This is a genomic window from Spirosoma terrae, from assembly GCF_010435915.1.
GTDB classification, from domain to species: Bacteria; Bacteroidota; Bacteroidia; order Cytophagales; family Spirosomataceae; genus Spirosoma; species Spirosoma terrae.
Genome location: NZ_JAAFZH010000008.1, coordinates 198,060 through 218,110 on the forward strand (window position 1 = coordinate 198,060; position 20,051 = coordinate 218,110).

21 protein-coding genes are annotated in these 20,051 nt (G+C 42.7%); 12 read left to right on the forward strand and 9 right to left on the reverse strand.

All coding sequences use genetic code 11. The features are described 5' to 3' along the window. Nucleotides 1–2: 2 nt before the first annotated feature. The 3 genes from GK108_RS18300 to GK108_RS18310 all read left to right on the forward strand — a co-directional run bounded on the left by GK108_RS18300 (nucleotide 3) and on the right by GK108_RS18310 (nucleotide 2,203). Nucleotides 3–779, forward strand: a complete 777-nt coding sequence (locus tag GK108_RS18300) for a hypothetical protein (RefSeq protein ID WP_163951720.1) — start codon at nucleotides 3–5, stop codon at nucleotides 777–779. A gap of 769 nt (nucleotides 780–1,548) precedes the next feature. Then, nucleotides 1,549–1,860: a type II toxin-antitoxin system HigB family toxin gene (locus GK108_RS18305; RefSeq protein WP_163951722.1), complete on the forward strand. Its 312-nt coding sequence runs from the start codon at nucleotides 1,549–1,551 to the stop codon at nucleotides 1,858–1,860. Beyond that, complete coding sequence (locus GK108_RS18310) at nucleotides 1,844–2,203, forward strand: helix-turn-helix domain-containing protein (protein ID WP_163951723.1); 360 nt, start codon at nucleotides 1,844–1,846, stop codon at nucleotides 2,201–2,203. The genes GK108_RS18305 and GK108_RS18310 overlap by 17 nt, the downstream gene beginning before the upstream one ends. 804 nt (nucleotides 2,204–3,007) lie before the next feature. On the opposite strand, the gene GK108_RS18315 is transcribed toward GK108_RS18310, so the two are convergent. Both GK108_RS18315 and GK108_RS18320 read right to left on the reverse strand, forming a co-directional pair. Next, entirely contained in the window at nucleotides 3,008–4,147 is a 1,140-nt protein-coding gene (locus GK108_RS18315; protein ID WP_163951725.1) for a hypothetical protein, read from the reverse strand. A 12-nt stretch (nucleotides 4,148–4,159) separates the two neighbouring features. Then, nucleotides 4,160–4,864 (reverse strand): hypothetical protein, encoded by a 705-nt coding sequence (locus GK108_RS18320; RefSeq protein WP_163951727.1) that lies wholly within the window; start codon nucleotides 4,862–4,864, stop codon nucleotides 4,160–4,162. A 141-nt stretch (nucleotides 4,865–5,005) separates the two neighbouring features. Between GK108_RS18320 and GK108_RS18325 the strand changes: the two genes are divergently transcribed. Further along, a complete protein-coding gene (locus GK108_RS18325) occupies nucleotides 5,006–6,565 on the forward strand; it encodes a hypothetical protein (RefSeq protein WP_163951729.1) in 1,560 nt (519 codons plus the stop codon). A gap of 758 nt (nucleotides 6,566–7,323) precedes the next feature. Here GK108_RS18325 and GK108_RS18330 read toward each other — a convergent pair. From GK108_RS18330 to GK108_RS18350, 5 genes are all read right to left on the reverse strand, one after another. Beyond that, entirely contained in the window at nucleotides 7,324–7,740 is a 417-nt protein-coding gene (locus GK108_RS18330) for a hypothetical protein (protein ID WP_163951731.1), read from the reverse strand. A 485-nt stretch (nucleotides 7,741–8,225) separates the two neighbouring features. Further along, nucleotides 8,226–9,848: a hypothetical protein gene (locus GK108_RS18335; RefSeq protein ID WP_163951733.1), complete on the reverse strand. Its 1,623-nt coding sequence runs from the start codon at nucleotides 9,846–9,848 to the stop codon at nucleotides 8,226–8,228. A 33-nt stretch (nucleotides 9,849–9,881) separates the two neighbouring features. Beyond that, nucleotides 9,882–12,452, reverse strand: a complete 2,571-nt coding sequence (locus tag GK108_RS18340; RefSeq protein WP_163951734.1) for a DnaB-like helicase C-terminal domain-containing protein — start codon at nucleotides 12,450–12,452, stop codon at nucleotides 9,882–9,884. Continuing rightward, entirely contained in the window at nucleotides 12,449–12,844 is a 396-nt protein-coding gene (locus GK108_RS18345; RefSeq protein ID WP_163951736.1) for a hypothetical protein, read from the reverse strand. The genes GK108_RS18340 and GK108_RS18345 overlap by 4 nt, the downstream gene beginning before the upstream one ends. Nucleotides 12,845–12,882: 38 nt before the next feature. Beyond that, on the reverse strand, nucleotides 12,883–13,059 hold the full coding sequence (locus tag GK108_RS18350) for a hypothetical protein (RefSeq protein WP_163951738.1): 177 nt from the start codon (nucleotides 13,057–13,059) through the stop codon (nucleotides 12,883–12,885). A 178-nt stretch (nucleotides 13,060–13,237) separates the two neighbouring features. On the opposite strand from GK108_RS18350, the gene GK108_RS18355 reads away from it, so the two are divergent. The 8 genes from GK108_RS18355 to GK108_RS18390 all read left to right on the forward strand — a co-directional run bounded on the left by GK108_RS18355 (nucleotide 13,238) and on the right by GK108_RS18390 (nucleotide 18,768). Then, nucleotides 13,238–13,774: a hypothetical protein gene (locus GK108_RS18355; protein WP_163951740.1), complete on the forward strand. Its 537-nt coding sequence runs from the start codon at nucleotides 13,238–13,240 to the stop codon at nucleotides 13,772–13,774. Between the two features lie 69 nt (nucleotides 13,775–13,843). Further along, on the forward strand, nucleotides 13,844–14,500 hold the full coding sequence (locus tag GK108_RS18360; RefSeq protein ID WP_163951742.1) for a recombinase family protein: 657 nt from the start codon (nucleotides 13,844–13,846) through the stop codon (nucleotides 14,498–14,500). 110 nt (nucleotides 14,501–14,610) lie between these two features. Next, nucleotides 14,611–15,333: a DNA-processing protein DprA gene (locus GK108_RS18365; RefSeq protein ID WP_163951744.1), complete on the forward strand. Its 723-nt coding sequence runs from the start codon at nucleotides 14,611–14,613 to the stop codon at nucleotides 15,331–15,333. 10 nt (nucleotides 15,334–15,343) lie between these two features. Then, on the forward strand, nucleotides 15,344–15,952 hold the full coding sequence (locus tag GK108_RS18370; protein ID WP_212592833.1) for a phosphoribosyltransferase: 609 nt from the start codon (nucleotides 15,344–15,346) through the stop codon (nucleotides 15,950–15,952). A gap of 450 nt (nucleotides 15,953–16,402) precedes the next feature. Further along, nucleotides 16,403–16,708 carry a hypothetical protein gene (locus GK108_RS18375; RefSeq protein ID WP_163951746.1) on the forward strand — a complete coding sequence of 102 codons (306 nt, stop codon included), beginning with the start codon at nucleotides 16,403–16,405 and terminating at the stop codon, nucleotides 16,706–16,708. Between the two features lie 95 nt (nucleotides 16,709–16,803). Further along, nucleotides 16,804–17,610 (forward strand): helix-turn-helix domain-containing protein, encoded by an 807-nt coding sequence (locus tag GK108_RS18380; RefSeq protein WP_163951748.1) that lies wholly within the window; start codon nucleotides 16,804–16,806, stop codon nucleotides 17,608–17,610. Nucleotides 17,611–17,827: 217 nt separating this feature from the next. After that, nucleotides 17,828–18,199 carry a hypothetical protein gene (locus tag GK108_RS18385; RefSeq protein ID WP_163951750.1) on the forward strand — a complete coding sequence of 124 codons (372 nt, stop codon included), beginning with the start codon at nucleotides 17,828–17,830 and terminating at the stop codon, nucleotides 18,197–18,199. A gap of 260 nt (nucleotides 18,200–18,459) precedes the next feature. Next, nucleotides 18,460–18,768: an HNH endonuclease gene (locus GK108_RS18390; RefSeq protein WP_163951752.1), complete on the forward strand. Its 309-nt coding sequence runs from the start codon at nucleotides 18,460–18,462 to the stop codon at nucleotides 18,766–18,768. A 21-nt stretch (nucleotides 18,769–18,789) separates the two neighbouring features. Here the strand turns inward: GK108_RS18390 and GK108_RS18395 are convergent, their stop codons facing one another. Together GK108_RS18395 and GK108_RS18400 are read right to left on the reverse strand one after the other, a co-directional pair. Continuing rightward, entirely contained in the window at nucleotides 18,790–19,671 is an 882-nt protein-coding gene (locus GK108_RS18395) for a hypothetical protein (protein WP_163951754.1), read from the reverse strand. Further along, on the reverse strand, nucleotides 19,668–20,033 hold the full coding sequence (locus GK108_RS18400; RefSeq protein ID WP_163951756.1) for a hypothetical protein: 366 nt from the start codon (nucleotides 20,031–20,033) through the stop codon (nucleotides 19,668–19,670). The genes GK108_RS18395 and GK108_RS18400 overlap by 4 nt, the downstream gene beginning before the upstream one ends. Between the last annotated feature and the right edge of the window lie 18 nt (nucleotides 20,034–20,051).

Consider the following 20,051-nt stretch of genomic DNA (forward strand, 5'->3'; position numbering starts at 1 on the left):
TTGTGTTCCATTGCCAGAATAATGTTGAATGGACGCACTCCGATAATGATTTACGCTATGAATTAGGCATCAAACGAGGGCGTATTACTTCACTCAGAGAGCTCTTTACCAGCTGGGGCATTTTGTCTACCCGAATTGTCCGCGATCGAGACGATAATAAAATCAGGGCCTACCGAATCAATTTTGCAGAGTTAGCCAAACCGGCAACCCTACAAAAGATATATAGGACTCGTAATGCTAAAGGTGAAGAAATAGACATCTCCCTTCATAGCCAATTATTTAAACAATTAGCTTCTGCACAGCCTAAGGCAGATGTTACACCATCGAAATCCAGCAAAAAAACAAATTATAAAGAGTACCAAGCCAAAGAACTGGCCTATAAACTTGAAAAACATTTCAAAGACAGGCGAGATGTTTACAATGCCGAGTTAACTAAAAAAAGCAATGGCAAACCTTTTAGGCTAGCCAGCGGTACTTTGAAATTCTCACCAGTACACATTAAAAAGCTCGCTAATGCGATTAATGCAATCGGCGACGTTTTATACATAGAGCATGCGTTTATTGTTTTCTGTGATGTATTAAACCGTCACTCAACATCTACGCTCTCCCCAGATCATAAATTATTACTGCCTCAAGTCCCCCGCAGTCCATTATCTTATTTTTTAAGCTATTCAACAGGACAAAATAGCGATATAAACCCCGATCCCAGTCCCTGGGGCTATAGTGTTATCTATGCATTTGGAGAGTATTTCGCTGGCCATTATAGCAGAGTGATCTGATATACATTGCTGTTTTTGACATACTCCATCCCCGTATGCTATTTTTTACATACTATATGTAAAAAATAGCATACGGGGATGTTAAAATTAGCAAACGCGTATGTCAAAAATGGCACGCTATTATTTAAGATACTTAATGGATAAGACTACCTAACCAACAATACACACACTAACACTTAGGGTTGAGCACAGCGCTATCGCGTGTGTGCCTGTTCGCATGAAGTAAGGTTTGGCGGCTGAAGCGGAAAAATGGGTAGGCGGTTTGGTCTGGCCTACAGATTGCCTAATTGCCATAAAAAAACAGGGAGCCCGCGCGATGTCACCATTTATTATTATGTATTTATAAGAATTGGGTGATTATTCTGCGACGCTCATATATTCGATTTAAGGCATTGTAAGATGCAAGATGAACTGTTGTTAGGCTTTAACTAGATCGCTTAACTATAGGCCTAAAAATGGTCAATTTTGCCCGATCAGTTCTAAAAACAAAAGAGCGACAATATGTAGTCGCTCTTTTGTCCCTTTTAACTCCTGATACCTCACCTGATTAAGGTGACTTTCATTAGATCTGCAATCTAAGTAATTATATAATTATATAATTAAGTCAAATTAATTTTGACCCGACACTAATGAAAGAACTGATTATTTTTTGCAGAGGTGAACTTTCTTGTTTTATAATTGTTCCCAATACGGGAACAGCCCGATAGTTACTAATAACTCAGTTAAACAAATAGCTGTATGAATAATATCAAACTAAAGCTACTCCCCAATGCGGATCATAGCCAAAAAGACACTGGTTACGTTTTACAACGTTTATTCAGCTTCCAAGTCCAGCCTGGAAGCGTTTTATCATGAAGTGCTAGCCGCCAACTGGGAGAAGCCCAGCGATGTGATTGAGGCCTTTCCGACGGCCGACGTAATTACAGGTAAGCGGTTCGTCTTTAACATCAAGGGTAACAGCTACCGGCTGGTGGCCGACATAGAATTCAAAAAGAAACTCGTCTTCATCGTCTGGATCGGTACCCATGCCCAGTACGATAAGATCGACGTCAAAACAGTCAACTATGCTAAAAGTGATTAAGACCGAGGCTGAGTATGAATCGGCTTTGGAAAGGGTTTACGAGTTGATGCAGCTGGAGTTGGTCGACGACTCGCCTGAATCGGATGAACTGGAAGCTTTGACGCTGTTCATTGAGCACTATGAAGCGCAGCACTATCCCATTGCTCCTCCCCATCCCATCGAGGCCATCAACTTTCGCCTGGAGCAGCTGGGTATGGCTAAGTCTGAGCTGAGCAAGATATTGGGTGGCCGAAATCGTCAATCTGAGATTTTAAGTGGTAAGCGAAAGCTGAGTCTGGAGATGATCCGGCGGCTAAATAGTATGCTTCACATTCCGGCAGAAAGTCTGATAGGGGTTTATTGACTTTATATCATCAGTTTCAATAAGCATTCTTCTATAGGGGTCTGTTATATATTTATATAAAAGCATAATTAAGTAAATCTATAATAGAGATCATTGAATAGTATGGGTGGGCTAATTCCTCTTGACCAAACCGATTTGTAGATCGTAGCCCATTTAAAACACGGCTTGTCAAAGGTCCTAAGGGTTTGATACTTGATCACCAGGGCAATCCGCTCTGGTGATCAAGTATCAAAATACAAGCAAATATATTTGAAGATCTAGTCTAGCCTGCGGGTCAATTTTCTGGATTCCAAATGATAGCGAGAACGATTAGGGTTTCTCGGCGATATACCCCTGATGGCATTTCCGTTTCTCCCTCGCTGAGTATTTTTGGCAATAAGCTTATCCTCAAGTCCTCTTACGGCAGCTTTATTAGTAGAACTACGAATTGGTACAGCTTTCGAATAGCCCGCTTTATTCATGTGGTGATTACGGTCCCGACGTGCTACAATACTTCGAGTACTGCCTCTACCGCTTGTTCTACCATAATACACTTGCCCTGTTCGAGCATTCGTCTTCTTGTATACAGCATATCTACGCGGATTACTCGTAGCAGTCCTACCGAAACCTCTAGAGCGATTAGCAGTAATCGAAGTAGCATTGCTTCTAAACCCCCGCATCCCTCCTCCACGCCGTTGCGCAAAGGCAAAGTCAATTGTTACTAGTAAGGCCACTATCAGGCTAAATATAAAAACGACTGAATATTTTTTCATAGAAGAGTTTTGTTATCTGGCGAGGAAACCTCCTCGCCAGTAGATCCACAGATTAGTTTAGAGATAGGACAGGTGGTTTAGGTAGTTGACCGCTGACATCAATTTTAACGTGCGTGCCTGGTAACCAAGGACCATTTGTTATCAATATTTCTTTATGCAGAAGCCGAATATGGCTGATTGATTGCTGAGGTCCGCTCCAGCGAGCTAGGGCAATCCCCCCATGGTCAGTATATATCACGGGCAACTGAGTATTGTCATTCAACCATACAATAAGAGGCTCGTTCTTCAACGGCTGGGTTTCATTGTAGAAAATGAACAAGATTTCGTTATCAAGCGATTCCACCAGATCCATATTATAATTAAGACCAGTTGTCTTGTTATACCAATCCAGTACCTGTCGAACCTCCTTTGATGGATTAGCTGACTCTGGTTCTTTGTTCTCAAGAGCCTGACGGAAATTTTCATTCGCTTTTTGTGCTGCTGATGTTGCTGCTTCATGGGCAGCTTTTAGGAGCGCTTCCAGCTTGCTTATTTCACGAATCAAAGCTTGTTTTTTAAAGACGTACTCCCAGAAGACTCCCATTACAGTTGCATTAAGTACGTAGACAACTGTAGGCAGCCAATCTAAAGGAGTAAATACAGGTTCCATGCCAGCTGCCTGAGCTTCCAATTCGACACGTAACACGGTAAGGTGATATACCCACCATGCAGTTGGCAAAAGTATAATCAGACCTTTTATTGCATCCCGTTGCGTGTCCTGTTGGCATGCTGTTCGTACATCATCCAAATCTGGCCGGTCACTACGATTCATTCGCATATAAATCCACCAGTCCCGTAACTCGCCTACAAAGAATTTAGCAAAACAATGGCTGACGTACGCCCCAACAAGGACCATAGCTATTGCGCCAAGCCAACCGACATATAAGTCATCGGGCGAAAGACATTGCCATATTGGCTGCTGAATATAAATCTCCACTGCAGCTGTCAGAATATTGGCACTGCATAATAACAACACAAAACAGGGCAGCATAATCGCAATCCATTCTCTAAGCTGCTCAACCTTGCCCACCTGGCCTTTAGGCCCTCCTGTCCCGTGAAGTGTTCCCACAAGCTCGGTCATTCGTTTGATATGCCGGGCAGCTTGGCTAGCATAATGCCGGGCACCGTCCATAAATGAGGAATCTTTTTTCATGATGATAATTAGTTATGGATTAAGAATTGCTTTGATAGCAGGAACTAAACCAGCGACGTCAGCTAAGACAACGTAGTTTGATAACCCGGTAAATGGATTCGGGTCGCTGGCACCAGTGCCTATTACAGTGAGTTGTGGTATACCGTTTAGGGAAATTGACCACGGCACAACAGCATTAGGCCGTTTCGGCTCATTCTTCAAATCAGAGCAGAACACTAGTATCCTACGGTAACCTTTATACGCAGGTTCACGAAGAAGAATGGTCGCTTTGGCGAAGACCTCGCTTACGTTAGATAATTCAGAGCCATTTGGCTTATACTGAAGCACTACTTGTTGATAGAGTGCTTCCCATTCAATACTACGCCGTCGGTTTTCAGCCATCGCAAGCTGAGCTTGGCGGCGTATTTGTGCCTGTACCGTAAGGACTACATTGGATTTAACAACCGGCAACGATTCTAAATTGAATCGGTAAAAGTGGCGCATTTCGGGTTTGGGATTCCCAATAACGGCAAATGCTATCGTCCCACTCGTGTTATTCTCGAGCAGTAAAGCTTCAATTTCCCGAAGCTGCCGTACAGTTGGTTTAGGAACTGGAAGCGCTGACTTAGATGCATCAACGGCCAGCACAATCAGCACTGGTGGTCCAACAGGCTGACCTGAAGCTACTAACGACGCAAGCGTCAGTAACAGGACGATTGAGAAGTGAATTATCCACATAACGAGCTGATAACGACGTTTTTTAGTAAGAGAAATGGTCGTTGAGCAAATATGAGAATTGAGAAATATGAAGTAAGAGGGGGTAAAGTATAGATTAGTATAGATTAGTATAGATTTGAGTTTAAACCTATCACACCAGACATGGAACAGACTGAACACAATAATTCCTCAGAACCAGAGTACAAGCCAGAAGACCTTAAACTAGTACTGAGCAACGCTTTTAAGGCGTGTGATATCTTGTTACCTTTAGATAGAATCACTCACCAAAACAGAGTCAACCTTAGTCGAAATATTGAAATTCAGAATGTTGGAGGGGAAAATATAACTGTTACAAAAGATAATATCCGTAATTACATTGACTATGTTTTAAACAAACCTTCTGAATTCCAGGGCAAAAAATATAATTCAAGGATAGCTGCATTATCTAAATGGCTGTTGACTAAAAGGGGCGTAAACCAGTATTACGAAAACAAGGACTATTATTTACAGCTACTGGATCACCTTAGAAACAACAACCTAAAACCAATACAAAAACCTGACTCAATGAAACCAGCATTGCAAAATCTATCCAACACAGCTTGGTGGTTATATTGCTACCATGCTGAAGAATTCAATGGCAGGACTCGCGAAGGAGTTCTTCGTTTGCTTGTTGAAATAATATCGCCCGACGACGTAACGATATACCACTACGACGACTTCTTTCCTGAAGAAGGGGAAAGTACTCCTAAATTTTGTAATTACAAGGGGAAAGTCGAGATGCATAATGATGGAGACAAGCGATACCTGTTTGAATTAAAGCATAATGGTGAACGCGACCTACATATTTTATTATATAAGGATGAAGGTGGCAATTCGCCATGGCTTACTGGCCAATATCATAATGTTAGTAGACGGGGTAACATTATTTCCGGAAAGATACTATTCAACAAGATTGGCCCGATCCATGAAAGGGACGACAAGGAGAAAGCAATCTTTTTTGTAAAGGAATACAAACCTGATAAACCAGAGTCGATTAAGCCTGATCAAATTCATGGGTTTCAATCCTTACCATATAGCGTAAAAGAAACTTTTGCCAGGAAATCACAAAGTTTCATATCTGTTCGCAACTGTTTTACTACTAAACATATTGACGAATGGAACCGTGATGAAAATTTTCAATATATCAATGAAGCCGAGGTTTCTGAATATACCTACGAATTCTTCTTGTCTGGGCCAGCAACGCTCTTACCTCCCGAAGAGTATGAGAAGTTCAGAAATAAAGTTTTACTCTTAAAGTCTAAATTGGAGGAATGGTACGACTGCAAGGGGAAAGTATTCACTCTTTTCGAAGAAGAATCTGTTAAAGACTATGCCGATATCGAATCAAGGTCAAGACTTTTATTTGATAGGTTAATTGGTAGTTTACGAAAGAGTAGGGTATTTATTATGTTGTATCATAGCTTATTAGCTGAAGGTGAAGCTAATAAGTTAACAGGAATGCTGATCGAGTTCGGATATTGTTTTCACGAGCGTAAAGACTGCCTAGTACTGTGGGATAAGCTGCATGAAGATCAACTACCTAATTTTATCAAAGGAGCAGCTGAATCAGCTGATTCCAGAGTATGTCTAGAGCTTTTTAACTCAGAAAAAGGTGAGGATCCTCTCAGCGATTCACTAGTTGAAAAGGATTGGAAAAAATACCTCAGTTTTTATCCTAGATAATGCCCCTTACCTTGCATTAGGGCGCCTAACTAAGCGAAATTAGCCGTTACTCATGATTATTATTCATCATGAGTAACGGCTAATTTCTTTGAATTATTTTTTTGATTCAACTCACTAGTATTCAGGCATATTAACATCAACTATTACTATATTTTTCTCAGAATTTTGACAAGCGCTTTTTTCCGTATAGTTACGGTATACAGCAATCAGCTTGTAACTTAATGCCCACATTCCGTACAGGGGTAATTAATCACCTTATTGGCGAGCGGATTTTTAGCTGATACTACGGTTTACAAAGCCGGGGCAACCGGGATACAATCTCGGGAAGGCTAGAAGCCTATACCCCCACCCCCTGAATTTGGCATGGATTTCTTTTGATAGCTATACGGTCTACAGTAACTACCCTGCTGGCATGAAGACAAGAGCTTACCTGGCTATGCAGACCCAATAACCCTTTCCTGAATTTTGACGCGCGGATTTTTTGGGGATACAGCGATCTACAAAGCAAGCTTAGTCTAGGGATCTAACCCGCCCCTAGGGGTATGGGTAGCTGGAATAAAGACCGTTTAACCATAGTTCATGCCTCTTCAGGCACCATTCACAGCAGAGCTTTGGTACTATTAATCGGCCTATACTGATCAGATACAGGCATTGTAAGCTATGGGTAACCCCCTCCTAATTATTTTGCACGAGTGTAGCTAGATTTAGACAGCGATCTACAACACTATCAAGCCTAGGTAAATGGGTACCCCTACCCTTTATACGTTTGTAGCAGCGGCACGCTGTTTAACTGCTTGCCAACGACGTTGACTTCGGATCCGTTCACGTTCCTTTACTTCTGGTTTTTGCCGGTGAGCTCGATCCCGCTCTAGCGAAGCCTGGTAAGCCAGAGCCTTGCCCTCATTCGAGTACGTCCAAATGCGGTCAGGACTGCTATACCATTGTTTGGTCTTAGGACATTGGCGAATGTATAACCGGCACGACAGCTTACGGGCCTCCTTGATCTGTTGATCCTGTTCTTTTTTAAGCTTTAACCCTTCATTGGAATAGGTAACGCGCCGGATCGGAGAACAAAAGAGCTTGCCAGTGAACTTACATCTATGCCAATAGAGTGTAGTGGCTGGATAGGACTCTGTGAACTTAGCTTTCAATCGAAGGGCTTTTTTATTGTACATGGTTCGGTAGGTTAGTTATGGGTTTCGATTTTAAACCGTCAGCGTTGGGATTCCTAACACTGGGTAATAATCGATTAATAAAGATTACTCTTATCAAGAACTCTTTTAAGGCGAACCGGGATAATCCCGAACTGGCGCGTGCCCAGAAATGCTTTCCCTGGTGAGTAACTATAAGCGAAATTATCCTCTGCGTTTTGGAAAGGGGTAGCTGTAAGCGGACCCTTTTTCCAAAACTAATTAATCAGCTTAATTGGTTTAATCTGTTTAATTAGTTTAATAAGAAAAATCAGTCTCCTAATCGTCTCTCTCTGTGGGTGTTAAAGCGGGCTCCCGGAACCGCTGACCCTATGAATGGGAACCGCTGACCCTATAGTCGGGAACTGCTGACCCTATGAATGGGAACCGCTGACCCTATGAATGGGAACCGCTGACCCTATGGTCTGAACTATTGTCCATATAGTCAGCGGTTCCCGAGTTCAAATACCTTAAGCAGATGCTATTGCTTTTGCCAGGGGTGGATAAATCCGGACTTTATCAGCGTTGTTATTGGTAAGGCCAACGTATTTAGAAATAATTCCACCCTTCAGTAATTTATCCAGCGCATTGGCGATTTGCTTGGTAGCCTTACTAGGTTTCGTATTATCGGTCCGTTCGTACTCGCACTGTTGCACCAGGTAGGCTCTGTCCAGCTCAATGCACTTTTCCTTATCAGATAACTGGTTGAAGCGGGTTTGAATCAAAAAGCCTAACAATACGGCTTTAGCATCTTTATTGGCATCCAGCTTTAAGAGGCTATCGAAGTAGATACTGGCACGGGTCGTAAATAAGTGACCATGATTGGGCAAGATCTCGCCCGAAAACTTGGTAATAACGGTTTTATCAAAATGTTCTTCCTTAAGCTCTTCTTTGGATAAGCTCTGAAACGGTTTTTTCACTGAGTAGGTAGCTATCATCCGAAACAGCTTTACTCCCTTTTCTTCCTGCAGCACAGGTTTGCTCTTGCCTGTCTTTTTGTTAACCTCCTCACCGATATAATTAAGGTTCATCGAAATGGTAGATAGGTACTCGACAATCTCGCTAAATTCCCTACGCTGAGCCGAATTAAACTTACAATCGCCGGTCGATTTAAGTACTATCTCCATGACTTCGCTGATGGGGACATCAATGAACCTAGAGGTATCCTTTATGTTAGCATACTTCATTAGTGCAAAGAACGTCTGCAATACCTTCGCGTCTTTAATTTTCAGGAGTCGCTCGGCAAACTGTTTGGCTCCGGCAATAGTTACACGCTCACGGTCAAAAACGATTTCAGTTTCTGCCCGTTTGTTGGCGGAAGGTACTTTGTAGGAAGGATTGTTACGGGTCTTTGCAAAATTTCCTTGCTCGTACTGGGTAAGTATAGCATTGTTACTCATCGACTTGATTACCCGGTTTAGGCCATCGGCAATGTATTTGGGCACACCATACTGCTTGCTTGGGTCGATCTCATTGCTATTGGGGAAAAGTCGCAGCTGGCCAGTGGTTTCTTCCGGTGTCTCCTGACTAGGTTGCTGTTCGGATTCCTTCAGATCCCGTAAGGAAATAACGGCCATTCGAAGAGCAGTAAATACACCTGGCAACTTCAGGCACTTTTCTACATAGGCAACTAGGTGTTCCTCTGTGTTAGGAATAGCCCGCTCTCCCAGCTTGAGATTAGTCAGCTCATTTAACTCATCTCCCGTTGCGGTACCAGTCCGTTGTTTGGCTTGTATTTCATTCGCTCTTTTCAGGTCTTCCGGCGGAGCATCGACTAGAACAAACAAATGCTCTTTTTTAAGAGTAAAGCCCGTTGATTTGATAGTCGTATCGTCCTTTTCAAGTTCAACCTTTACTTGGTCAAGGGTATTGGTCAGAAATTCGAACGCTACCTCTACATCTTTTCGCAGATTCTCCGGCACCTTTGGATTAGCCATCAATTGCGACATCGACAGGAAAAATAGGTGCGTGAATTGCAGATTCTCAATTCGTATTGATCGCTCGTCCGGACCTAGTTCAAAGGTGATTCCATCCTTCTCCGAAAGGGTGTACGAAAGGGCAGGGTTATCATGTAGTAAGGTGAACTCGGTCATTGTATTGTTGCTTAGGGTAGGGTTTGTACTACGTTATTTATTATTGCTGGATACTTTGGCCGCATTAGCAAGATAGTCCCAAATATCCCAAACCTCAACCCGTCCACCCCGGCGTTTTAGAATTTCAACGTACCAGGTGTTAGGATTGGGATCCACGCCGACCCGCTCTTCGATGGTGGCCAGTTCGGCTTTGGTGGGCGTACCGGAATACTTCCGACTGTTATTCCAGATTCCGATAATAAGATCGGCAATACGCTCCAGATCGCCCGCTTCTCCCAGCTTTGTGGCGTGCATCTGAACCAAGTTATTCACCTCCCGGTTGAATTGGGCCCCAAATATTAAGGGCAGGCCTGTTTCCAGGGCAATATCCTTGAAATCGATACACATCTGTTTGATTTCCTCCTGCCGCGATGGGTTACGCATCTTGCCGGTGGGCGTGTAGATCAACTGCATATAGTCGACTAGTACCGCTCCCAGTGGCTCAGTCTTACTCAGGTACCGAATGGCATCAATTAGCGTATCCGAATCATAGGTTACGTAGTGGACCTTAAGTCGGCCCGAATCAATCAGCTGCCTGAAAAAGCCTTCTTTCTTCTGATCAAACAGAGCCTGCATCTCCTTGTTGAACAGTGGCCAGGTCGTTTCTCTGGTAGGATCTAGTTTATCTTTCCGTCGGATTGATGTTTTACCCCGGAAGTAGTGCTCGATCGATTCCCGGTTGTTATACGCCAGGTTTTCATTGCCGATGTAGCTATTGAGCAAATTGATCAGATATCGTTCCTCATCCACTTCATAACTGAAGAGGTGGAACGTCTTATGAGGATATAACTTAGCCAGATTAAGGGCCAGATTAGCTAGTAGTATAGACTTACCGTGAGAGGTGGATCCGGCGATGATGGAGATCGCTGCAGCCGGAATGAGCAATGCTTCCCGATCAATGGTAAAGCCTGAATCCAGTGACTCGGGACGTGAAGCAATCCGTCGCTTAATTTCGTCTTCCGAGCTGACAGCTGTTAGAGCCGCAAACGTATCAGCCTTGTTGACGCTCTTGATCTCACGGGCTCGTTTATCCAGCAGATCCAACGCTTCGCCAGTGGATCCGGAATCGCCTGCTTTTTTGGCGTCCCGCAGCAAACCCTGTAAATCTTCACTCTGCTTTTTATTAAGCTCGGCCTTACGGATTGCTTCGACTGTCTGATCAACACTATTCCGGCTGATGCCTAAAGCTTGGACGCCCCGATCTGATACAAAGGCACTAATAAAGCTATCCCGGTCAATGGTAGTAAGTTTGGCTGCTGTGCTGACGATATCGCCAATCATGGCATCCTGTTCTTTGTCACCTAGGTAACCGTTCTCAGGCTGCAGGGCTGCATACTGCGTAAAGATCCGGTCCAGTTGATACCGCCAGGCGGCTATAGCATTTTCCTTTACCTGATAAAAAACCTCTTTGCCCTGGGTGGCAAGCAGCTCATCCAGATCCTTTACACCCGCCGGATACTGGCCAACGTATATACGTAAGGTTGGGAACTCTTTTTGCAGAAAGGCAATAGCACTGTCGGTACCCTTGGCGCCAGCCCGCTCAACGCCATCCTCACTATCATTATCGAGCATCAGCGTTATCTTACGCATGCCAAGCCGAATAGCCAGACTAATTTGGGATTTGTTTAGGGTATCGCCCGATCCGCCCAGGGCCGTAACGTTTTTAATGCCAAGTGCTGCCGCATGCAGCGCATCAAGCGGAGACTCGACGATGACCAGATCGGTATCTTTGGAAACGGCTTTCAGGTTGAACAGAATCGAAGCCCGTTCCCCTTGACCGAACCGGGAGTATAGATATTTAGGCTCTATGCCCCGTTCTATCGTCCGAAACGCCATACCCCGGATCCGGCCGGTATGATCCCGATATGGAAATGACAGCACATTCTGGGATCCGATTTGCGGATTGTCAATAGTAGCAGTAATTGCTTGTATTTCACTTTCTGAGAAACCTTTGCTAGTGAGATGTTCTTTCAGTAGTGATAGACCAGGCATAAAACCCAGTTCCAGCTTGATCGATTCACGGTCCCGTTCCTGACCCGGTAAGCGCAATACGTCGGTACCATAGCCGCGTCCGTTCTCAGATAGTGGCTTCAACAAATACTGTCGAACCTTGGTGGCCCGGTCCGAAGCAGCCTGTTCGTTGGTAAGCCCGCTCAGACAATCAATAAAATAGTCGTTGGCGCACTCCCAGGTATCAGCCAGCCGACGCGCTTGTCTGATGCGATCGGCCTCCTCGGGTGTAAGCTGCTGTTCGGGCAAAACAACGCCCGCCATTTCAGCCAGTCGTCGAACAACATCCTTGGCCTCGGTCAACCCATCCCGCTCCTGAACGTAGTCCCACAGAGAAAGCGAGCCGACCCGGTAATCTTTTATGTAGCCTGGCGAATGCTCGTATACGTATACCTTGCCTCTACTGTCGCCTTCTTCGCCAGTAATCTTTCGGGTTGTCGTGGATTTGTAGCCATTGGCAATTTTGATGAACTCGAATTCAGGCAGGGCATAAGGTAACACGCCGAACAGAGCCGGGTATATTTCGTTTTGAAGGAGCTCAGTTGTTGGATTCATAAAGGAGCTGAGGTAAGCAGAGACTCGATTCGCTTGGCGGCTTTTTCCAGGCGGGGCATTAGTTCATACCATTCCTGTTCAAGAAAAAACGTTCGCGTCGACTGGATGATGGACCGGATAATCTCAGGAGCGCCCTTAGGACTTTCTGCCAGAAACATACGCACCTCAGCCATCAGTGAGCGCTGTGTTTTGTAGAAGCCGGCGATGTAGCGTCGCAGTTTGATTTCAAAATACTCTGTGCACATTAGGATGTTGAGTACCTCTTCAGTTTCTCCGCCCTGGTAGGCTGCTCGGTAGTAGCCTAAATCCAGATCGAACAGATAGCCACACGCCCGGTCGGAGTTAACAGAGGTGCCCGCAAAGGCAAATTGAGCAATAAGTGGTTTGATCATACGTCGAGAAGATAGTTTTATAATTGATTTTCAGGAAGTTATGCTTCCTGCTTCTCGGCTTTACCATTTTGGCGTTTACGACTTCTTACCAGATTGGCAATAATTTCACGCACCTTATCAGACATATCAATTTCGTCCTCATCACACATTGCGCGGAAATCCTCCTTTAGCCTTGTGCTGAGCCTAAGCGTTAAAGTTGCTGATTCTTTGGGCATTAGTATAATTTTTTGGGTTTGCTAAAATTAGCAAATTGTATGAACAATACTAATACATTTAGCGGAAATATTTGTATAAACAATATTAATACACTATCTTTAACAAGACTTAAACGGTCGTCTAAGAGTTGTTAAAAAGAGAGTATAAAAGCATTATTTTACTTGATGGAGTGCTATTATGAATATGACTATTAAAGAAATGAAACCCCATCTTCGGACTTTCGCAAAAGAGATTAAGGGGGCGTCAAGTTCTGTACAAGATGTTCAGCACCTACCTGATGTTAGAGCAATAGTAAATGCTTGTTATCAAAATGTTGACGACAAAGTTGCTCGCGAAGGGGGGAGCGCTCAATATGGCTGGCATTTTAGCCACAAGTTTGCGCCTGATATTTCTGAGGTTGGATATTTAGTAGCAACAAATCATGCAGTCTGGCGCTCTCCTCTAGGCAAATTAATTGATATAACGCCTTTTCACCCTGATCAAAGTTTGCGCCCACTGAACTTAGAGGGAAAGGTTTTGTTTCTTGCCGACAATAAAGCGGAACCTGCTAGGTTTGAGGCATACCCTTTACCTCATCCAATGAAATACTATGCGCTCAACAGCGGCAAAAAATTGAAGGCCTATGTTGAGGAGCTAACCCAAAAAGAGGAGGCTGCTTGTGCTGAGTACAACAAGGAACTAATAGAGCAAATAACAGAACAAAAAAGGACGTAGCATCAACATAAGTAAACCTCTTACATCGTGGCAAAGAAATCAACTATCTCTACTACTACGGGATCAACTATGTATGTAGCCTATTATCGTGTTTCAACTAGAGCACAAGGCGAATCGGGTTTAGGACTGGAGGCACAACGTACCGCCGTGGCTGGCTTTGTAAAGGGCAGCATCATTGCTGAATACACGGAGGTAGAATCGGGCAAGAATAACCAACGGGTTCAATTAGCGGCTGCTATTCATCACGCCAAGAAGACAGGAGCAACTCTTGTGATTGCCAAGCTCGACCGATTGAGCCGTAATGCATCGTTTATCTTTGCGCTAAAGGATTCTGGGGTAAGCTTTCAGTGCGTTGATATGCCAGATGCTAATACGCTCACGATCGGAATCTTTGCAACGCTGGCTCAGCATGAGCGCGAGTTGATCAGCTCACGAACAAAGGCTGCATTACAGACTAAGATCGCCCAGGGTGTACAGTTAGGTAAGCCAGAGAACATGACCCACGCAGCCCAGCAGAAAGGCGCTCAGGCAAACCGGGCCAAGGCGATATCTAATGTTGAAGCTCGGAAGGCGGTTGGGTTGGCCAAGAAATTGCGCAAGGATAAGAAAACCTATACTGAAATAGCCGAGGAGTTAAACCAGTATGGGTTCAGAACGGCACGGGGTTTTGAGTTCCATCCCATGCAGGTACAAAGATTATTAAATCGTGCAAACTCAGAGATGTAAAATCTACTAATCCAGTTGATGCAGAATTGCCCTAAAGCACCACATAAGTGCTTTAACTTGATTAAAAAAATAAAAACACACACTTTGCTAACGAAAAAGAGGTAGACTATATGAATTGGAGAGACTTGAAAGAAAATGAAGAATTTCCTTCTTTCTCAATTCCAGAAACGATCGGAGCTTTAAATGAGTATGAAAAGAAACATGCTCCACCTAAAGCATATTACTCTGGCAACCTAGATTTACTAAGAAGAGGGGGGCGTGTATCCGTAGTCGGTAGCAGAAAGCCTACGTCTAATGGAGTAAAGAGGGCCATAATTGTTTCAAGGCGTTTAGTTGAAAATGGGATTACTGTGGTGAGTGGTCTTGCCGAAGGAATCGATACCGTTGCTCACCAGACTGCATTGAACTACAACGGCAGAACAATAGCTGTTTTAGGAACTCCTTTGAATAAACCTTATCCAAAATCCAACCAAGAACTTTTTGAACGATTAGCCGATAACCAATTAGTTATCTCTCAATTTCCCTCGTATACTCCTTTTCAACCCAAAAATTTCCCGATTCGTAACCGGACCATGGCCCTGATAAGCCATGCAACCATTGTCATCGAAGCGTCAGAGAAAAGTGGCACTGTTCACCAAGGTTGGGAAGCCTTAAGGCTGGGAAGACCATTGTATTTATTAGAAAATCTAGTTAGAGAAAGAAAATTATCGTGGGCTGAAGAAATGATGAAGTACGGCGCTCAGTTGCTAACTCAAGACAACTTTGATGACTTATTTTATACCATACCATCGGGCATAATTAATGACGAATGCTACTCAGATTTCGCCGCTTAGGTATGCGACAGTGGCAAATTATTCTCCAAGAGGAAGTTCTAGTCTATCGATACGCTCGAGGGATTCTTGCAATAGGCTGAAAAATGGGAACGCAGAAACACTAAACAATTTTGCCAACTATTTTAAGGGTCAATATGAAAAATCAGATATTTTTAATGACTTCTTTGGAGATGATGTTGTGCTTGTTCCAGTACCAAGAAGTTCCCTTTTAGTAACAGGGGGCTTATGGCCATCTAAGTTGATCGCTGATGAACTTGTCAATGTTGGTCTTGCCCAAATAGTTATGCCTTACCTACAGCGAGCTTACGCAATACAAAAGTCGGCAAATTCATCACCGGGGAATAGACCAACAATTGAAGACCAATATAAAAGCTTGGTTGTACAACAATTGGAAGTGATCTCACCGAAACGGATAACAATAATAGATGATGTTTTAACTAGAGGAAGGACGTCTTTCGCTTGCGCACTCCGTCTTTCAGAAGCCTTTCCCGATACTGAAATAAGAGTCTTTGCGCCAATACGGACCCAAGGTCTCGTTGATGACATTGAACAGTTCGCAGAGTCTGCCACTGGTGATATTGTATTCGATGGGTATGGCGATGTCAATAGGCATCCTTAACTGGGCATCTACTGCTAGTATTATAGAATCTAATGCCAGATGGTTTTTCAATAATAGTCTACACTTACTATTCCAAATAGGAAAAGCGAATCAGATAAAAACTCATCTGGCTTCCTCCACTAACGATCGGCTACGACCTAACTAATCTTTACTTTTTTCGGCTAAGGGGTTAGTCAAAACCTGAAATTTTTCATTGGCTGTTATTTCCTCTACCTATTAAAAATTCACTACTTGTGACATTTTTCTTCAGATTTGTTTGGAATCAATAAATAGGGTTATTAGATTTGTTCACTACAAGTGACAGAATTAATGAATCCCTAAGTGCGGGAGGCATGGTGGGGTTGCTCGAAGCGACGTCTAAATATTAGACTAACGTTGGCAGTCATCTAGACTGATTGTGTAGCATTAGGAGGTGCATAGTTCTATCTTCTTCATCCCCAGCCCCAACCCATGGAAGCTAAAGTTACCAATGCGCCCCTGTTTGACGATCACAAAGTAAGTGTCTCTCTGAGCGAAATAAAGCTACTTATTAGCAGTGCAGAGGAGTCCCTCCAAAAAGATCCAAATAATGCAACGTTAATGTTGTATTTGACCTTTTTAAGGAATTGGGAACACTTACCTCGTGACCCAGAGCGGGATCATGCCAATTTGCATAAAGTCAGCTACGCCGAGTACATGCTGACTATGCTGAAAGGAGCTACTGCAGGTGCGGTTCATGCAGGAGTTCATACAGCATTTGAGGTCTTGTTTCTATAAAACAAGAAATGAGTAGGTATAGGGGATTTTAGGTTCCCCTATACCATAATTGCGCGTGACCTAAAAGTAAGATAGACTTTTAAACATTTTTGACCATGTATTTGCTATCTTTTCCTCAGTTTTCGGATGCTATTTCTGATGATTTCTCAGAAGATTCATCTAGTGGTATTTCTAGTTACGATGGCCACAACCATCCTAAAAATAATCAAATATTTGCCTATACTAAACCCGATAATTCTGAAAAAATAGCTGACTTAATGAAACTGGATTTAGAAAGTTTATTGACAGGGTTGGGTTACAATGGAGGCGCTGTTGTTTGCATTCCTGTAAAAAAGCAGTCTGATTTAGTGGCCCTTGCTCATAAAGATCCTTTTACAGCTTCTGATGCAGGTGCTGTGCTTTATGTGCGCGTTAAACCACAAAAGGAATCGGATGATTCCGATCTAAATAACCCGACTGACGGTTTGAGTATGCCTTATTCGATCCCTGAAACTAGTCCAACATCTGGACAATCTGGCGTTATAGAACTAGCGCCGAATGATCCTTTGGCGAATTTAGGAGATGTGGGCGGTTCCATAACTTACATCAGAAAACTTATGGGACTAAAACAGGTCGACCTGGCCAATAAATTGTCGATTGGACGATCCGCTCTTTCTATGATAGAAAGTAATGACAGAGTACCGACATTGAGTACATTGAGTAGCATTGCTCATGCTCTAGGCGATATACCCGTTCATGCTATTCTGTTAAAAGCAAGCGCGCTTGCGAATTTGGATGATTCATCTTCAACTAAAGTTGCTGATGCTATTATAGCCATGCACGTCAAGCTTTTTAAGGCGAAACAGGAGCAATCGAAAAAATCTGTAAGTGTGGATGTTCCCATTGATTGCCTTAAAAATTAAGCTAGCTTTCAGCTGACTAATTTGATTAAAAAGATGTCTATTAAGTAGTTTCTGTCTACCTATCCATTCCATCAATACCTGCAAAGATTGCGCAGGTAGGCCTGTACAGGACTGTGCAGGCCTTTTCATGTAAAAAGAGATCTTTTACATTTAAAATATTGGTAAGCTCGTATATTCAATTTGATATCAAATAATTAAAATTACTCATCTACTACCAATGAATAAGCAGCAATTAAAGCTTGATATCGATAAGCTTCACAACCTGAAAATGTCGATTGGTAATCTGACTTATGGTGAGGCGAGTAAAGCCAAATATGCTATGGGTAATTTGATCAAGAAAATAGAATTTACTACTAATTTCTTAGGATCTATGGCTTTACCAGTTGAGCTTATCGATTCAAGAGATAAAGCTTTCGCCCAGATAAACCCTGCTGTGCAAGCTATACTCCAAGAAGCTGGAAAGAATGAAAAGCGTAGTAATGGCCATGAGCTGATAAGCACAGAGACCGATAATCAATCAGAGGTTATCAGGCGTGCATTGGGTAATTTTGATACGGAGGCTTCAAGATGGTTAGAGTCGAATAACTAACACCCAACAGCTACTATTGGAGAATCTGAAATTGGTTTTGCATCACTACTGACCTACATCTAGCTAGCGTTACTATTTGTCACGCTGATCCTGCTTAGCTTATTGTTATAGCGTTACAAAATGCAACGCTGGCAAAAGCGATCAATTACTCATTCCTCTTTAATTTTCGGACATGATCTTACCCGGTCAGTAAAAGATTCTTATTTATAATGATTATTTATATATTTATATAATTAATCAAACGATATCCACCGTACTATATGCCTATTATTCACAAAGTGACTCGCCCCTGGATCCAATCCAAAACAACAAAGCCAAAAGTAGACACTAACGCAAACCGGGACGTTTACAATACCCGGCGCCATCAGAAGGAGCGCGCTGCTTACTTGAAAGATAATCCGCTTTGCGCGGAATGTCAGAAAACAGGAAAGGTAACGCCGGCTACCGTATTTGATCACATTACCCCCATTAACCAGGGCGGGGATAAATGGGATCTTAGTAACAAACAGGGATTATGCTCGAGTTGTCATGCACGTAAACGGCAAAGCGAACGGAGCAGGAAGTTTTAAACATAGAACTATACAGTGTATCTAGAAGTTGAAGCCAGCAACTAAATTCACTCCCGTCCGTTTGAGAAAGGTTGGCTCATCGCTAACAGCATTGAATATATCATTAACTTGATAGGCGATACCAGCTACGATCTTGGTTGGAGCTCCCTGTTGGCCTACAAAAATACCAATACCTGCTTTCTGAGTAGGTTGGTATCCCCAGAGCTGCCCCCTACCATAAACCGCTATTGATATATAGCCATAATTTTTGAAAGGAAATACAGCGTAATCAATATTTAAACGGGCTCCAAAAAATTTCTGGTAGTTATCAACAAAACCGGATTTCTTATTTTTCAGTATAACAGTTGAATCAATTTCAACTCGTGTGTAAACATCAACTGTTTTCAAATCGGATGTATTATTCAGATATCCAATCGATCCAGAATAACCAATTATTGCAGTTCCTTTAAATGCCTTACCTATTTTATTAAATCCACCTTTAACTGATCCACCAAAAAAATACTTATTGTTTAAACTATTAGATTCAAGAACTTTAAAAGCATCTAGCTTTATACTAGGAGCGACATACCATATTCTAACCTTGCCGCGGTCTGATTTAATATACCTCCCTAAATAAGCACTCAAATCAACAGAAGGATTGAATACATTTCCGGTTAATAATGTAGCAACATTTTCAGATGTTTTAAATTTGGCCAGCCCCCCCCAAAAGCTCTTCTTGCCACTGTTTTTGTCCAAAACTGATAGTCCAATACTCGCATCAGCTACATTAATAGATAATAACCTATTTGAATTCTGATTTATAATTAAAGACGTCTCACCTTTGGTGTCCTGAATTAAAGAATTCTGGCCATATACGAAGTTAAAAGAGGCACAGCATACTATAAGAGCAGAGAAAAATTTCATACATTGATTTCAGTTATGTTGGCATCTTTCTCATCTCCTAATTCTTTTTTGTCCACTAATATGGAGGTGTTGACATCTTCAGGTTCATCAGTTCCTATATTTTTACCGATTTCACTCTTCTTTTTATATAATTCATCGCCAGTCAATTTATAATTGATTGTCAATGTCCATTCTGTTGTTCGTACCCCAAAAACTTCTAATCGAATATTCAAAACGTTGTCGACTGGTAGTTTGACTGAACTATTTTCCCATTTCTCTCCGTCTAGAGTTCTTATCGTGATAGGTAGGCCTTCCAAAATAAGTTTTGGTTCATGAAGTTGGTCTTTACCTTGGAGCAGGACAGTGATGGCTATAATAGACATAGTGCTTCTGTGATAGAA

Coding starts and splice junctions, on each gene's coding strand:
- GK108_RS18375 (WP_163951746.1), top strand. CDS start 16,403: ATGGAAGCTAAAGTTACCAATGCGCCCCTGTTTGACGATCACAAAGTA.
- GK108_RS18345 (WP_163951736.1), bottom strand. CDS start 12,844: ATGATCAAACCACTTATTGCTCAATTTGCCTTTGCGGGCACCTCTGTT.
- GK108_RS18335 (WP_163951733.1), bottom strand. CDS start 9,848: ATGACCGAGTTCACCTTACTACATGATAACCCTGCCCTTTCGTACACC.
- GK108_RS18365 (WP_163951744.1), top strand. CDS start 14,611: ATGAATTGGAGAGACTTGAAAGAAAATGAAGAATTTCCTTCTTTCTCA.
- GK108_RS18330 (WP_163951731.1), bottom strand. CDS start 7,740: ATGTACAATAAAAAAGCCCTTCGATTGAAAGCTAAGTTCACAGAGTCC.
- GK108_RS18310 (WP_163951723.1), top strand. CDS start 1,844: ATGCTAAAAGTGATTAAGACCGAGGCTGAGTATGAATCGGCTTTGGAA.
- GK108_RS18320 (WP_163951727.1), bottom strand. CDS start 4,864: ATGTGGATAATTCACTTCTCAATCGTCCTGTTACTGACGCTTGCGTCG.
- GK108_RS18360 (WP_163951742.1), top strand. CDS start 13,844: ATGTATGTAGCCTATTATCGTGTTTCAACTAGAGCACAAGGCGAATCG.
- GK108_RS18340 (WP_163951734.1), bottom strand. CDS start 12,452: ATGAATCCAACAACTGAGCTCCTTCAAAACGAAATATACCCGGCTCTG.
- GK108_RS18390 (WP_163951752.1), top strand. CDS start 18,460: ATGCCTATTATTCACAAAGTGACTCGCCCCTGGATCCAATCCAAAACA.
- GK108_RS18305 (WP_163951722.1), top strand. CDS start 1,549: ATGCGGATCATAGCCAAAAAGACACTGGTTACGTTTTACAACGTTTAT.
- GK108_RS18400 (WP_163951756.1), bottom strand. CDS start 20,033: ATGTCTATTATAGCCATCACTGTCCTGCTCCAAGGTAAAGACCAACTT.
- GK108_RS18325 (WP_163951729.1), top strand. CDS start 5,006: ATGGAACAGACTGAACACAATAATTCCTCAGAACCAGAGTACAAGCCA.
- GK108_RS18385 (WP_163951750.1), top strand. CDS start 17,828: ATGAATAAGCAGCAATTAAAGCTTGATATCGATAAGCTTCACAACCTG.
- GK108_RS18380 (WP_163951748.1), top strand. CDS start 16,804: ATGTATTTGCTATCTTTTCCTCAGTTTTCGGATGCTATTTCTGATGAT.
- GK108_RS18395 (WP_163951754.1), bottom strand. CDS start 19,671: ATGAAATTTTTCTCTGCTCTTATAGTATGCTGTGCCTCTTTTAACTTC.
- GK108_RS18355 (WP_163951740.1), top strand. CDS start 13,238: ATGAATATGACTATTAAAGAAATGAAACCCCATCTTCGGACTTTCGCA.
- GK108_RS18350 (WP_163951738.1), bottom strand. CDS start 13,059: ATGCCCAAAGAATCAGCAACTTTAACGCTTAGGCTCAGCACAAGGCTA.
- GK108_RS18315 (WP_163951725.1), bottom strand. CDS start 4,147: ATGAAAAAAGATTCCTCATTTATGGACGGTGCCCGGCATTATGCTAGC.